Origin of the sequence: Streptomyces sp. NBC_00019, from assembly GCF_045041015.1 — a bacterium.
Lineage (GTDB): Bacteria > Actinomycetota > Actinomycetes > Streptomycetales > Streptomycetaceae > Streptomyces.
Map to the genome: position 1 here is coordinate 8,971,851 of NZ_CP108302.1, position 13,885 is coordinate 8,985,735.

12 protein-coding genes are annotated in these 13,885 nt (G+C 71.9%); 5 read left to right on the forward strand and 7 right to left on the reverse strand.

Annotation, left to right across the window (positions count from 1 at the left end; translation table 11 throughout):
* The first annotated feature begins 65 nt into the window (after window positions 1-65).
* The gene (locus OHU89_RS41580) at window positions 66-1,859 is read left to right on the forward strand and encodes a LuxR C-terminal-related transcriptional regulator (protein ID WP_405650307.1); all 1,794 of its coding nucleotides are present in this window, start codon (window positions 66-68) and stop codon (window positions 1,857-1,859) included.
* An 88-nt stretch (window positions 1,860-1,947) separates the two neighbouring features.
* Here OHU89_RS41580 and OHU89_RS41585 read toward each other — a convergent pair whose 3' ends face one another.
* On the reverse strand, window positions 1,948-4,512 hold the full coding sequence (locus OHU89_RS41585) for a CHAT domain-containing protein (RefSeq protein WP_405654881.1): 2,565 nt from the start codon (window positions 4,510-4,512) through the stop codon (window positions 1,948-1,950).
* 147 nt (window positions 4,513-4,659) lie between these two features.
* Between OHU89_RS41585 and OHU89_RS41590 the strand changes: the two genes are divergently transcribed.
* From OHU89_RS41590 to OHU89_RS41600, 3 genes are read left to right on the forward strand one after another with little or no spacing between them, the layout of a single operon-like run.
* Window positions 4,660-6,078 carry a S8/S53 family peptidase gene (locus OHU89_RS41590; RefSeq protein ID WP_405650308.1) on the forward strand — a complete coding sequence of 473 codons (1,419 nt, stop codon included), beginning with the start codon at window positions 4,660-4,662 and terminating at the stop codon, window positions 6,076-6,078.
* Between the two features lie 59 nt (window positions 6,079-6,137).
* The gene (locus OHU89_RS41595) at window positions 6,138-6,713 is read left to right on the forward strand and encodes an RNA polymerase sigma factor (RefSeq protein ID WP_046257452.1); all 576 of its coding nucleotides are present in this window, start codon (window positions 6,138-6,140) and stop codon (window positions 6,711-6,713) included.
* Entirely contained in the window at window positions 6,710-7,192 is a 483-nt protein-coding gene (locus OHU89_RS41600; RefSeq protein WP_405650310.1) for a hypothetical protein, read from the forward strand. Before OHU89_RS41595 ends, OHU89_RS41600 begins: the two co-directional genes overlap by 4 nt.
* A gap of 19 nt (window positions 7,193-7,211) precedes the next feature.
* On the opposite strand, the gene OHU89_RS41605 is transcribed toward OHU89_RS41600, so the two are convergent.
* Both OHU89_RS41605 and OHU89_RS41610 read right to left on the reverse strand, forming a co-directional pair.
* Entirely contained in the window at window positions 7,212-8,435 is a 1,224-nt protein-coding gene (locus OHU89_RS41605) for a cytochrome P450 (protein WP_405650312.1), read from the reverse strand.
* A gap of 59 nt (window positions 8,436-8,494) precedes the next feature.
* A complete protein-coding gene (locus OHU89_RS41610) occupies window positions 8,495-9,292 on the reverse strand; it encodes an N-formylglutamate amidohydrolase (protein ID WP_405650314.1) in 798 nt (265 codons plus the stop codon).
* A 47-nt stretch (window positions 9,293-9,339) separates the two neighbouring features.
* On the opposite strand from OHU89_RS41610, the gene OHU89_RS41615 reads away from it, so the two are divergent.
* A complete protein-coding gene (locus OHU89_RS41615; RefSeq protein ID WP_405650316.1) occupies window positions 9,340-9,681 on the forward strand; it encodes a DUF5713 family protein in 342 nt (113 codons plus the stop codon).
* Between the two features lie 14 nt (window positions 9,682-9,695).
* Here the strand turns inward: OHU89_RS41615 and OHU89_RS41620 are convergent, their stop codons facing one another.
* The 4 genes from OHU89_RS41620 to OHU89_RS41635 all read right to left on the reverse strand — a co-directional run bounded on the left by OHU89_RS41620 (window position 9,696) and on the right by OHU89_RS41635 (window position 13,831).
* A complete protein-coding gene (locus OHU89_RS41620) occupies window positions 9,696-10,286 on the reverse strand; it encodes a hypothetical protein (RefSeq protein ID WP_405650318.1) in 591 nt (196 codons plus the stop codon).
* A 26-nt stretch (window positions 10,287-10,312) separates the two neighbouring features.
* Entirely contained in the window at window positions 10,313-10,543 is a 231-nt protein-coding gene (locus tag OHU89_RS41625) for a DUF397 domain-containing protein (protein ID WP_405650319.1), read from the reverse strand.
* Window positions 10,540-11,403, reverse strand: a complete 864-nt coding sequence (locus OHU89_RS41630; RefSeq protein ID WP_405650320.1) for a helix-turn-helix domain-containing protein — start codon at window positions 11,401-11,403, stop codon at window positions 10,540-10,542. Before OHU89_RS41630 ends, OHU89_RS41625 begins: the two co-directional genes overlap by 4 nt.
* A gap of 208 nt (window positions 11,404-11,611) precedes the next feature.
* Window positions 11,612-13,831, reverse strand: coding sequence for an NADP-dependent isocitrate dehydrogenase (locus OHU89_RS41635; protein WP_405650322.1), 2,220 nt, complete (start codon window positions 13,829-13,831; stop codon window positions 11,612-11,614).
* Window positions 13,832-13,885 lie beyond the last annotated feature (54 nt).

Genomic DNA, 13,885 nt, shown 5'->3' on the forward strand with positions numbered 1-13,885 from the left:
GCGCCTGAGTCGAGGGCTACTCAAGTCCCTGTGTATCAGGTGTGAGTACTCGGGCTCTTGTAGTCGTGACGATTTTCGAACGTGACACGAAGACCCTGGAACTGCCCTGGCCGTTCACCGGCCGGGAGGACGAACTGGAGCTGCTCCGCCGGTCCTCGGCCGCAGGTCACCACGGCATCGTGGTGACCGGTCCGGTGGGCTGCGGCAAGACCCGGCTCGTCACGGAGGCCGTACGCGGCACCGACTGCGCCAGGGTGGCCGGGACGCCCGAGACCCGGCACATCCCCTTCGCCGCGTTCGCCCATCTGCTGCCCGAGACGGTCTCCCTGCACCGCGCCGTGCAACTGCTGTCCGCGGTGCGGCTGTTGCTGGTGGACGACGCGCACCTGCTCGACGACGCCTCGGCCGCCCTGGTCCACCAGCTGGCGGTGCACGGCCGCACCCGGCTCCTGGTGGTGGCCACGGACGGCGTCCCGGTCCCGGGTGCGGTGTCCCGGCTGTGGACCGGTGAGCTGCTGCCCCGCCTCGCTCTGGAGCCGCTGCCCCACGAGGAGACGGCCCAGCTGCTGGCGGCGGGCGTCGGCGGCGGGCTGGAGCCGCTCACCGTGAACCGGCTGCACCGTCTGTGCCGGGGGGATCTGCGGTTGATGCGCGAGGTGGTCGGTGCCGTGCGGGAAGGCGGGCTGCTCGGCCGGCTGCCGGGCTCGGACGAGTGGGCGTGGCGGGGGCCGGTGCCCGTGACGGCGACCGTACGGGAACGGACGGGGGGTGTCCTGGACCGGCCGGAGCGCGAGACGCTCGAACTCCTCGCGTTCGCCGAGCCGTTGACGCTGGACATGGACGGACTGGACCTGCGCGTCCTCGAGGACCTGGAGGCCGAGGGCCTGGTGCGGGTCGACGACCACGGCGGTGTACGCCTGGCCCACCCCCTGCACGGTCCCGTCCTGCGGGCGGCGGCCGGCCGGCTGCGGGCGCGGCGGCTCGCCCGTACGCCGGAGCAGTGCAAGGCCGCCCTTGAGGACGAGGCGGCCGAGCTGTCGCGGGCGATGGAGCGGGCCGACGTACGAAACCTGTACGCACCCGTGGGGGAGTGGCTTGTCGCGGAGGGCGAGCCGGTGCCGTCCTGGTACGCGGCCGTGCGCGCGGGGTTCGCGCGGCTGCGGGGAGAACTGCGGGAGGCGGCGGCCTGGGCGAGGGAGGGACTGCGGGACACGGCGGGCGATCCGGCCTGCGGTGCCGAACTCGCCCTGGCCGTTCTGCAGTCCGGCGAGATGACGGACACCGGCGCGGACACCCAGGTGCGCACCGACCCCCGCACGGCGCCCTGGCTGGCGGCCGCACGCGGCGACCTCGACAAGGCGCGGGAGACGGTCACCGACGCCTACGACGCCGTACGCCTGGGAACCCCTGGCGAGTCGCCCGGCGCGGGGGTCTTCGCGCTGCACGCCGACGCGCTCGCCCGTGGTGACGGTCCCGCCCTGGACCGGGCGGCCGAGCGGCTGGAGGAGCGGGGGTTCCTGCTCTTCGCCGCCGAGGCCTGTGCCCAGGCCGTGCACGTCCACAGCGACCCCCGGGCCGCCCGCACCTCACGCACCCGTGCGGTCGCCCTGGCACGCCGCTGCCAGGGGGCCCGCACCCCGGCCCTGTCCGGTCTCGTCCTCGGTGAACTCACCGCCCGACAGCGGCAGATCGTCACCCTCGCGGCCGCCGGCCTCAGCAACCGGCAGATCGCCGAGAAGCTGACCCTGTCCATCCGCACCGTCGGCAACCACCTCTACAGCGCGTACGCCCGGCTCGGCGCGGGCGGCCGGGGCGCACTGCCGTGGCACGTGGAACTGCCCGCCGCACAGCCGGCCTGAGCCGGCCCACGGACCGGCGGTCTGACCCCCGTGATCGGGGGAGGGGTCAGGCCGCCACATCCTCGCCGCGTCTTCGGCCCCGCAGGCTTCAGGCCGCACCGAACGCCGAGAACGCCCACCCCGTGGCCTGATGCGTGGCGTCCCCGGGCAGCGCGGCCCGCGCGTCGCGCAGCGCCTCCGCAAGGGAGAGCCCCGCGTCGAGCCCCTTGTGCAGCGCGAGCATCAGCGGCACCACCGCCGCGTCGTTGACGGGCGCCGTGCATGCCACCACGCCCGCGGTGCCCAGCGGCAGCAGCGCGGTGACCAGGCCGAGCAGCTCGTCGGCGCCGACCGACGCGAAGCGGGCGGTGTCGCAGCAGGACAGGATGATCCGGTACGGGCTGCGGTCCAGCCGCTCGAAGTCGTGCACGATGAGCGGGCCGTCCGCCATCCGCAGCGACGAGAAGAGCGGGCTGTCGGCCCGGAACGTGCCGTGCGCGGCGATGTGCGCGAGAGCGGCCCCGTCGAGCTCCTCCAGCACCCGCGGCACGCGCGCGTCGTCGTCCTCCAGCACCGTCGACCCGCCGTACCGGTCCGCCAGTTCGGGCACCTCGGCGCCCTCGGTCGCCAGCCCCGGCCCCCGCACCAGGATCTGGCGCCCACCGGGCGGCGGCTCGGTCTCCCGGGCCCGCAGCCAGCCGCTCGCCGACGGGGACACGCTGAGCACCCGCTCCCGCAGCGACGGCAGCAGCGCCCACGGCACCCGGTGCAGCCGGCCCGGGGGGACGACGACGACCGGGCCGGACCCGAGCTGCGCCGCCGCCGGACCGAGCAACAGCTCCTCCAGACGGCGCCCTGCCTCCACCACCAGCGGAAGCCGTGCCTCCGCCCCGGGGTGGGCCAGCCGCCGCAGCCCCGCCTGCACATGCTCGGCCTCGGTCACCGCGTCCGCCAGCAGCCCCGCCTCGAACCGCCGCACCCGGCCCTGCCCGCACAGCAGCACCTGGACACGCCCGTCCAGCACGGCGAGTTCGACCAGACGTATCTCGTCCCCCAGCCGCTCCAGCAGCCTCGCCGGGTCGAACCGGCTGCCGTAGCCGGGTGCGTCCCCGCGGATGTGCAGGGTCCGGGAGCGGATCTCCCGCTCCAGCCGGCGCTGTTCGCGATCCAGCGCCGGCACCGGACGGCCCTCCATACGGGCCCCCTCCGCGCGGGCCGCGATCTCGCGGAACGCGGTCAGATCGCCGAGGAGCGTCGGATCGGCCGGCGGACGGGTGGGCGGCGTGGACAGCGCGGTGGCCCGCCAGCGCTCGCTCCACACCAGCAGCCGACGCGGGCCGGAGTCGAGACTGGCCTGCTGGGCCATCGCGGCGAGTTCGGCACCCTGGGCGGTGGCCCGGGCCCGCAGCTCCGCGGCGCCCAGCGTCATCCGGTGGTCGTCGAGCACGTCCAGGCCGCGCCGGCAGGCCTCCAGCACGCCCCGCCCCGACCCGGCCGCCCGGGCCCGCAGGGCCTGTGCCGCCCAGCCCGTCATCCGGGCCAGCGGCGGACCGCTGTGTCTGCTGCGGGCGGCGACGGCCAGATGCCGTTCCGCGTCGGCCGTCCAGCCCAGTCCGAGCGCGATCCGGCCCGCGAGCAACGAGGCCTCCGGCGCGGCCGGTGCGCCGAACGAGGCCAGCCGCTCGGCCACTTCGGCCGCGTCGGCGACCAGCCGCCCCGAACCACGCCCGGCCATGACCCGCGCCTCGATCAGTACCAGCCGGGCATGCGTCTCCCACCAGGGGCGCCGCTGCGCGGCGAACAGCCGCACGGCGAGCGCGGCACGCGCGATCGCCGTATGGGGATCGCCGGCGAGGCGGGCGGCGCGCGCGGCGGCCAGCAGCAGCTCCGCCTTGCGGGTGGACTGTCCGCCGATCCGGTCGAGCACGCCGATCGCCGCGTCCGCCTCGGCCAGCGCCTCCGGGATGAGTCCGGCGGCCATCAGGACCTCGCAGCGCCGGATGTAGAGCATGAAGGACGGCGTGCCGAGCTTGGCGTACCGCTCCTCGGCCTCGTCCAGCAGCCGCAGCGCGACCGGGACGTCCCCGGACCGGAAGGCGGCCAGACCCCGGCTCTCCACGACGTCGGCCTTGTCGTGGTCCTGGCCGGTGGTGTCCCACAGCGTCTCGGCCGCGGTGAAGTCGGCGTCCGCCCGCTCCACCGCGCCCAGCGCCAGATGCACGGTCGCGCGCAGGGTGAGAGCCCGCGCGGTCCAGATCACGTCGTCCGCCTGCCGCAGCACCGGGATCGCCCGGCGTACGTCCTCCAGCGCCTCCCGGTGCCGGCCGAGGACCCACGAGGCGAAGGCGCGGCGGAACAGGACGCGCGCGCGGGTGTGTCCGCTGCCGATCGCGACACCCCGTTCCAGCGCGTCCAGGCCCTCCCGGGTCCGGCCCGCGTGCACCAGCGCCACACCGAGCGCGGCCAGCACATCCGCCTCGCGGTCGGCCGACTCCGCGCGCGCCGCGAGATCGCGGGCACGCCGCAGATGCTCCAGCGCGATCCTCAGGTCGCCCCAGTCCCGTTGCCAGATACCGATGACCTGGTGGGCGATGGAGGCGTGCAGCGGTAGGGGATCGGAGCCGAGTACCTCTTCCGCCCTCGCCAGCGCCTGGTTGGGGGCGGCGAACACCATGGGCAGCAGTTCGAGAACCGATTCGCTTCTCGCCGTCACTCAACGGATGGTAGTGCTCCGGGTAGTGCGCCATACAGGTTTGGCGCTGTATCAATCAGCGGCCCCGCGACTCTGACTGACGACCACCGCCCAGTGGGAGGACACGCCATGGCACCACAGCGTTTCAACGAGCAGTTCGACCAGATCCAGCGTTCGATGCCCGACGTCGCCCTGGCACTGGGGCCCGACGATTCGGCCGAGTTCATCTACGAGAAGGGTGTCGTACTCGCCCGGGACGGTGAGGAGGCGGCACTCGTCGAGGACACCGTGCGCACCCACTTCACCGCCGCGACCGGTCTGAGCGGCGATCAAGTGCGCCGGGCCGGGCCGCAGACCAACCGCTCCGGCATCACCCGTATCGAGGTCGGCGACCCCGGCCACGGAGACCGGCGCGCCGACCGGGCCGTCGCCAACGCCCTGCGCGCCATGCGCGAGCCGGAGGGACGCGCCGGACGCCGTCTCGTCAGCCGCAACCACGTGGTGTCGATCGCGGTGAACTCCTGTCCCGGCGACGAGCCCGTGCCCGCCCCGCTCAACCAGGGCACCAACCCGGCCCCCGCCGAGGCGGGTTACGACGCGGACACCGCCGTGGGCGTCCTCGTCATCGACAACGGCCTCACCCACGACCACCGGCTGGTCCCGCTGCTGGGCCACGTCCAGGGCGACCTGCACGGCACCGAGACCGACGCGCAGGGCAACCTGCTCCAGTACGTCGGCCACGGCACCTTCATCGCCGGGATACTCGCGGCCATCGCGCCCAACACGAACATCACCGTGCGCAACACCCTCAACGACGCCGGCGCCATCCTCGAATCCGACTTCGGCGAGGCCCTGTTCGCCGCCGTCGACGAGGGCGGCTGGCCCGACATCATCAGCCTCTCCGCGGGCACCTCCAACGGCCGCATCGACGGCCTGCTCGGCGTGGACGCCTTCATGCAGGAACTCCGGCAGCAGCGCACCCTGTTGGTCGCCGCGGCCGGCAACAATGCCAGCGCCACGCCCTTCTGGCCCGCCGCCTACGCCTCGCTGCCCGACTACGCGGGCTCTGTCCTGTCGATCGGCGCGCTGCGCACCGACGGCGACCACGGCGCCTGCTTCAGCAACCACGGCTCCTGGGTCAACGCCTACGCCCCCGGCGAGCGCCTCACCAGCACCCTCACCGGCTTCGACGCACCGATCCCGTATGTGTACCAGCATTCCACGTACGAGGCCTGCCGCTTCCACTTCAGCTACCTGTGCACCTGCCAACACCCCCGTCACGCGGGCGTGTTGAGCGACGACGGCACCCCCGCCAAGCCGGACCAGGTGATGTTCGACGGCTTCGCGCACTGGAGCGGCACCTCCTTCGCCACCCCTGCCGCCGCCGGCATGGTGGCCGCGTACATGACCGCGAACAAGGAGGGCGACCCGCGTGCCGCCCGGCAGCAACTGATCGCGGCCAACACCGAGTTCGCGGAGGTGCGAGGGGCGCACGTCACCGCGCTCATTCCGCCGACCTGGCGCCCGAGCACGGCTGTACAACTGTGAGGGCCGAACTCGCCCCTGTCACGGCGTACGATGACATGCCGTACACGAGGGGTGGGGCCGTGGACCGAGCAGATGTCGGCGCGCTGGTCCAGTCCGCCGTCGACGGTGACGCTGCGGCCTGGAAGGCGCTCGTGGAAGGGCTGAGCCCACTGGTGTGGTCCGTCGTGCGCGCGCACCGGCTGTCCGATGCCGACGCGCACGAGGTGTACCAGACGGTGTGGTTCCGCTTCGCCCAGCATCTCGGCCGGATCCGTGAACCGCAGAAGGCCGGCTCGTGGCTGGCGAGCACCGCACGGCACGAGTGCCTGAAGGTGCTCAAGAGTTTAAGGCGACTGACGCCCACGGACGATCCGCAGCTGCTCGACCGGGTCAGTGAGGACCGCACCCCCGAGCAGTCGCTGCTCGACTCCGAGGAGGCGGCCGTGCAGAGCGAGCGGATCCGTCATCTGTGGCAGGAGTTCGAGGAACTCGGTGACCGCTGCCGGCAGTTGCTGCGCATCCTGATGGCCTCGCCGCCGCCCAGCTACCAGGAGGTCTCCTCCGCTCTGGGCATCGCCGTGGGCAGCATCGGACCCCTGCGCCAGCGCTGTCTGCGCCGGCTGCGGGCACGCATGGAAGCAAGGGGGGCGGTGTGAACACCGTGAACGACGACTTCGACGAAGAGGCCCACGACGGCGAGGAGTTCGACGTCGACCTGCTGGAGGAGGAGCTCCGCCGGGCCGCCTCGATCCTCGATCCGGTACCGGCCCAGCTGCGGGAGATCGCCGTGGCGGCCTACGCGTTGCATGACCTGGACGCCCGCATCGCCGAGCTGACCTTCGACTCGGTGGTGGACGCCATCCCCGTGCGGGGAGCCGTCGGCGCACCGCGGATGCTGACCTTCCGCGCGGGCGAGGTCACCGTCGACGTCGAGGTGACCGGACAGGAACTGCTGGGGCAGGTGCTGCCGCCCCAGCAGGCCCTGATCGAGGTGCTCACCGGTCCGCAGGCGGCCGCTGCCCTGGTCACCGACGACATGGGCCGCTTCACCGGCGACGCGCCGCCCGTCGGTCCCTTCGCGCTGCGGCTGCGGGCGGGCGGGGACGTCGTGGTCACGGAGTGGCTGCGGGTCTGAGCCCTTTGCGAGGGTCGGCCTACCAGGTCACGGGGAGTGTCTGGGGTCCGCGGATCATCGTCCTGCGGCGCCAGACGACCTGGTCGGCCGGGATCGCGAGGCGCGGACCGGGCAGCCGGTCGAGCAAAGTGTCGACCAGCAGCTCGATCTGCAGCCGGGCGAGGACGGCGCCGGTGCAGTAGTGCACGCCGTTGCCGAAGGACAGGTGCGGGTTGGGGTCGCGGTCGGCGTCGATCAGGTCGGGGGACGGGAAGACGTCGGGGTCGCGGTTGGCGGCGAGGTAGGAGACGTAGACCGCCTCGCCCGCCCCGATCCGCACCCCGTGCAGGTCGACGTCCTCCAGGGCGATCCGGGCCAGGCCGACCGAGGAGCGGTGCGGGATGTAGCGGAGCAGTTCGTCGAGGACGGGGCCGCGCTCCGCGGGCCGTTCCCGCATCCTTTCCATCAACTCGGGGCGTGTGAGCAGCAGATACAGCATCTGACCGCAGTTGTGGGTGACGGCCTCACCGCCGATCTGCAACGGCGCGGCCAGCCCGACCGCCTCCGCCTCGCTGATCTCGCCCCGCCGCACGGCCGAACCGATCAGCGAGTACACGTCGTCACCCTCGCTGTGGGCGCGTGCCCGGACGGTGTCCGCGATCCAGCCGAACATGCCCTTCTTGGCCTCCGCGGAGGCCTCGGCCCCGCCCTTGGTGGAGACGATCTGCGCCGCCCAGGTGTGCATCCGCTCCCGGTCGGCGGCGGGCACCCCCATGACCTCGCAGATCACGGCGACCGGGAAGGGCTCCAGCACCCGCTCGACGAGATCGGCGGGCGGCCCGTCCTGGAGGACACCCTCCACCAGCGGGTCCAGGATCTCCTGCGCGCGAGGGCGCAGCCGCTTCATCGCGCTCACGGTGAACGCGCCGGCCACCGTCTTGCGCAGCCGGTTGTGATCGGGCTGGTCGGCCCACGCCGGGGAGCCCGGCTGGGGGCTGAAGTGCGGGGCGATCCGGGTGACCTGACGGGTCATGCCCGCGGTGCGGCTGAAGCGCGGATCGTTGGTGATCGCCCTGACGTCCTGGTAGCGGGTGGCCAGCCATGCCCAGCCCTCGCCGAACGGCAGCCGGATGCGGGTCAGCGGCCCTTCCCGCATGAGGTCGGCAAGGATCGGATCGAACTCGGTGCCGTCGAGGTCGAGGGTGGGCCAGTCCCGTACGTCGGGCAGGTCCTGGCCGGTCAGCGTGCTGGTCTCCTCGGTCATGCCCCCCAGCCTCACCGGCCCTGTGGTGCGCTGTCGCGCGGGAGTGCTCCAGCCGGAGGTCAGCGGGTGACGGCGTCGACGAGAGCGGCGAGGGCCGACGCCAGAGTCCGGAGCCCGGGGCCGGCGGGCCCGCCGGGTTCGCTCATGTAGGTGTCCCGCCGGATCTCCACCATCAGCGCGGACACGCGGGGATCACGGCCGTGGAACTCCAACGGCACGTACGTCCCGCTGAACGGACTGTCCAGCCCGATCCCCCCACAGCCCGCGAACGCCTCCTGAGCGGCTTCGACCAGCTCGGGAGGGGTGTGGAAGGAGTCGGTCCCCAGACACACCGGCGGCCTCGGGCCGTCGCCGTGCAGCTCGTAGGGGAGCGGGGCGGTGGGGTAGGAGTGCACGTCGACGATCACGGCCCGCCCCGTGGCGGCGAGCCGCTGGGCCACGGCGTCGGTCATGGCCTGCGCGTACGGCCGGAAGTACCGCGCGATCAACGGCTCGGGGTCGAAGCCCTCGGGCCGCAGCGGCGTGCGTCGGGTCGTCCGGGTGTACACGGCTCCCATCCCGACGGCGAGCATCTCCTCCCGCTCGTCCGGGAAGCGCTCGGGATCGACGACCAGCCGGGAGAGCCGGTTCACGAACCGCCACGGAGCGACGCGCGACGCCCCGGCCGCCTCCGCGGCGAGCTCCGCGGTGTGCGCGTCGACGATGTGGTCCAGCTCCCGCTCCAGCGCGGTGCCCTTCGGCAGGATCCCCGCCCGCACGTCGGCCGGTATCTCCCGCGCCGAGTGCGGCACATGCAGGATCACGGGAGATTCCCCGGCTCCGGGCACCAGCTCGAAGGACGGTTCGGCTGAGGTCATGCGGCGGCTCCGGGGGCGTTGTCAGTGGTGTGGTGCACGATCACAGCATGAACATCAGCAATCCGCAGGTGACCGCGCACCCGTTTCTCAAGGCGCTGTACGCGGACGACTACTACCCCGACCAAGTGCTGGACCGGGGCAGGGAGATCCTGCTGCGCCTGTGCGAGCGGATCGAGACGGAACGCCCCGCCGGTCTTGCCGCGCTGTACGCGCTGACGCACGCGGCCACCGAGGAGTTCAACGACCTCGAGGCGGCCTTCGACGAGGCGGGCAGCGAGATCGAGACCGTCGCACGGGAGGAGATAGGCGAGCAGTTCTGGTTCATCGCCCACGCCTACGGCTTCACGGACGCGGACTCGGAGGAGCTGATCGCCACCCGGGAGTGGTGAGGTACGTGCCGTCCTCAGGGGCGGACGAGCGGCACCGTACGGGACAGACCGCGCGGGGTCGACGCGGTCGTGCAGTGGACGCGTACGTCCAGCAGGGAGTGCCGGAAGTCGTAGGTGGGGACCGTGTCGACGAGGAGGTGGTAGGTGACCGTCGTGCCGGCCCCCAGGCGGCCGGGGCCGATGTGGAGCTCGGTGCCGCGCATGCGGGTCGGCGGGGCCTGAGCGTCGTCGGGGAGGGACTCGGTGCGCAGCAGCTCGGCGTAGGGCACGGCGAACCGGACACGGAAGGGCTCGCCGCGGTCGAAGGCGCTGCTGGCGATGTCCCGGCGGCCGGGGTTCGTCAGCACCACGGTGACCAGATGCGGGTCGGTCAGGGGAGTGCCGTTGCGGCTGATCTCCAGGCTGGCGTCGATCGGGCCCCGCACCAGCGAGGCGTGACCGACCGTGCAGATGAGCCGACGCCGGGGGTGCGCCACCCGGAACGCGGCCCAGATCGTGCCACATCCCAGAAGAGCGGCGACGGGGACCCCGACCGCGGTCCAGAAGGTCTCCGTCGCGTAGAACGCGCCCGACGCGACGGCCTGGGCGGATAAGACGTGGTACACGGGCAATCCCCCCTTGGCCGGTCCGTTCAGTGGCGATGCGGGCAGCCCTCGGAGGCCGCTCCGAGGAACGCGCGCCACATCAGTGGCGAGAACACCAGGGCCGGGCGGTCCGTGTCCTTGGAGTCCCGCACCGCGACCACCCCCTCGACGACGGCGAGTTCGACGCACGCCCCGTTGTTGTTGCTGTGGCTGCTCCTGCGCCATACGGCGCCGTCGAGACCGGCCTGCGGCGGACGCCGGCCGTCGAACGTGTTCATGACTCCTGCATCTCCCTGGTGAGCTGTTCCAGCAGGGCGAGCGCCTCCTGAGGATCAGGAGCCGTCGCCCGGAGCAGATCGAAGGTCTGGACGAAGGTGCGGACGTCGCGCTCCTTCTCCAGGTAGACGTTGCCGGCGGCCGACTCGACGTAGACAACCGTGGACGCGTGGGGCTGGAACTCCAGCAGGGAGAAGGGGCCCGCCATGGCCACGTGGGCACCCTTGGCCGTCGGCATGATCTGGAGCGTGACGTTCGGCATGGTCACCGTCTCGGCGAGGTGCCGCAGCTGGGCCGCCATCACCTCCCTGCCGCCGACCGGCCGGCGCAACGCGCTCTCCTCCAGCACCACCCACAGCTCCAGCGGATCGGGCTGCCGGGTGAGGAATGTCTGGCGCTCCTTGCGGAAGCGCACCAACTGGTCCGTCTCATGAGGCTGGTTGAACCACGCTGTGGCGATCACCGCACGGGCGTAGTCCTCGGTCTGGAGCAGGCCCGGCACCACCGTCGACTCGTACTGGCGCAGGACGCGGGCGTCGGACTCCAGGCCCGCGTAGGTGGCCATGCCCGAGGGGAGCACATCCCCGTAGTGCGCCCACCAGCCTTGCTGCTGGGCGTCCTTGTGGATCTGCATGACGGTCTCGATGCGCAGCGGATCGGTGACGCCGTACCACTCCAGCAGGTCGCGTACGTCACGAGCCTTGATCGGGGCCTGTCCCGTCTCCACGCGGCTGATCTTCGACATGGAGCACTCCAGGTGGGTGGCGGCGTCTTCGATCCGCTTGCCCGCCTGCTCCCGGAGCCGCCGCAGCTCCGCACCGAGTTGACGCCGCCGTACCGTGGGTCCCCCGACCGTGGCCATCGCCTCACTCCTCGCATGTGATGGTGCGGAGTTTTGCCTGACGCAAGTGTGCCACGCCCTCAACGTGCCTGTACCCGGGAAGAGTTGGTTCCAGACATTTGGCTCACGCAATTGCGTGGCGGAAGTCGCTCGGTCGTCCGGAGCCCGGACACACGGCCGCCCCGGCCGGGAGAACCCGACCGGGGCGGAGCCGTGCGGAGTGCTTGCGTCAGTTCAGGGACGCCAGCGCGTCGTTCCACGTCGTGGACGGGCGCATGATCTTCGCGGCCTTGGCCGGGTCGGGCAGGTAGTAGCCGCCGATGTCGGCCGGCTTGCCCTGGACGGCGTTGAGCTCGTCGATGATCTTCTGCTCGTTCGAGGCGAGGGTCTCGGCGAGCGGCGCGAAGGCCTTCGCCAGGTCCGCGTCCTCGGTCTGCGCCGCCAGCTCCTGCGCCCAGTACAGGGACAGGAAGAAGTGGCTGCCGCGGTTGTCGATGCCGCCGACGCGACGGGTCGGGGACTTGTCCTCGTTGAGGAAGGTCGCCGTGGCGCGGTCGAGGGTGTCGGCGAGGACCTTGGCCTTCGGGTTGTCGGTGGCCGCCGCGTACTGCTCGAGGGACGGGACCAGCGCGAAGAACTCACCGAGGGAGTCCCAGCGCAGGTAGTCCTCCTTGACCAGCTGCTGGACGTGCTTGGGCGCGGAGCCGCCGGCGCCCGTCTCGAAGAGGCCGCCGCCCGCCATCAGCGGGACGACCGACAGCATCTTGGCGCTGGTGCCCAGCTCCAGGATGGGGAAGAGGTCGGTGAGGTAGTCGCGCAGCACGTTGCCGGTGACCGAGATGGTGTCCTCGCCGCGGCGGATGCGCTCCACCGAGAGCTTCGTCGCGTCGACCGGGGCGAGGATCCGGATGTCCAGGCCCTCGGTGTCGTGCTCCGTCAGGTACGCGTTGACCTTGGCGATCAGGTTGGCGTCGTGCGCGCGGGTCTCGTCCAGCCAGAACACGGCCGGGTTACCGGTGGCGCGGGCGCGGGTGACGGCGAGCTTCACCCAGTCCTTGATCGGCGCGTCCTTGGTCTGGCAGGCACGGAAGATGTCGCCCTCGGCGACCGGCTGCTCGATGAGGACGTTGCCGGCCTGGTCGACCAGACGGACCGTACCGGCCGCCTTGATCTCGAAGGTCTTGTCGTGGGAGCCGTACTCCTCGGCCTTCTGCGCCATGAGGCCGACGTTCGGAACCGAGCCCATCGTCGACGGGTCGTAGGCGCCGTTGGCGCGGCAGTCGTCGACGACGACCTGGTAGACACCGGCGTAGGAGGAGTCCGGCAGCACCGCGAGGGTGTCGGCCTCCTGGCCGTCCGGGCCCCACATGTGGCCGGAGGTGCGGATCATGGCCGGCATCGAGGCGTCGACGATGACGTCGGACGGCACGTGCAGGTTGGTGATGCCCTTGTCGGAGTCGACCATGGCCAGGACCGGGCCCTCGGCGAGCTCGGCGTCGAAGGACGCCTTGATCGCGGCACCCTCCGGCAGGGACTCCAGGCCCTTGTGGATGCCGCCCAGACCGTCGTTCGGGGTCAGGCCGGCCGCGGCGAGCGCGGCGCCGTACTGCGCGAAGGTCTTCGGGAAGAACGCGCGGACCACGTGACCGAAGATGATCGGGTCGGAGACCTTCATCATCGTGGCCTTCAGGTGCACGGAGAACAGCACGCCCTGGGCCTTGGCCTCGGCGATCTGCGCGGTGAGGAACTCCCGCAGCGCGGCCACGTGCAGCACGGACGCGTCGACGACCTCACCCTCGAGGACCGGTACCGACTCGCGCAGCACCGTGGTGGCGCCGTCCTCGGCGACCAGTTCGATCCTCAGCGCGCCGGCCTCGGAGATCACGACGGACTTCTCGGTGGAGCGGAAGTCGTTCTGCCCCATGGTCACGACGTTGGTCTTCGAGTCCGACGACCAGGCACCCATGCGGTGCGGGTGGTTCTTGGCGTAGTTCTTGACCGAGGCGGGGGCGCGACGGTCGGAGTTGCCCTCACGCAGGACCGGGTTCACCGCGGAACCCTTGATCTTGTCGTAGCGGGCCTGGATGTCCCGCTCCTCGTCGGTCTTCGGGTCGTCCGGGTACGCCGGCAGCGCGTAGCCCTGCGCCTGCAGCTCGGCGACCGCGGCCTTGAGCTGCGGGATCGACGCCGAGACGTTCGGCAGCTTGATGATGTTGGCCTCGGGCGTCTTCGCCAGCTCGCCCAGCTCGTGCAGGGCGTCCGGGATGCGCTGGTCCTCGGTGAGGTACTCCGGGAACACCGCGATGATGCGGCCGGCCAGCGAGATGTCCCGCGTCTCCACGGCGACACCCGCCTGCGAGGCGTACGCCTGGACCACCGGCAGGAAGGAATACGTCGCCAGGGCCGGGGCCTCGTCAGTGTGCGTATAGATGATGGTCGAGTCAGTCACCGGGTGCTCCGCTCCACGTCTGCAACATTGCTCGACATCAAGATATCTCCTGAA

What these genes read in the sequence shown, in the direction of transcription:
- OHU89_RS41585 (WP_405654881.1), bottom strand. Translation starts at nt 4,512, where the DNA reads ATGGTGTTCGCCGCCCCCAACCAGGCGCTGGCGAGGGCGGAAGAGGTA.
- OHU89_RS41590 (WP_405650308.1), top strand. Translation starts at nt 4,660, where the DNA reads ATGGCACCACAGCGTTTCAACGAGCAGTTCGACCAGATCCAGCGTTCG.
- OHU89_RS41605 (WP_405650312.1), bottom strand. Translation starts at nt 8,435, where the DNA reads ATGACCGAGGAGACCAGCACGCTGACCGGCCAGGACCTGCCCGACGTA.
- OHU89_RS41610 (WP_405650314.1), bottom strand. Translation starts at nt 9,292, where the DNA reads ATGACCTCAGCCGAACCGTCCTTCGAGCTGGTGCCCGGAGCCGGGGAA.
- OHU89_RS41615 (WP_405650316.1), top strand. Translation starts at nt 9,340, where the DNA reads ATGAACATCAGCAATCCGCAGGTGACCGCGCACCCGTTTCTCAAGGCG.
- OHU89_RS41625 (WP_405650319.1), bottom strand. Translation starts at nt 10,543, where the DNA reads ATGAACACGTTCGACGGCCGGCGTCCGCCGCAGGCCGGTCTCGACGGC.
- OHU89_RS41630 (WP_405650320.1), bottom strand. Translation starts at nt 11,403, where the DNA reads ATGGCCACGGTCGGGGGACCCACGGTACGGCGGCGTCAACTCGGTGCG.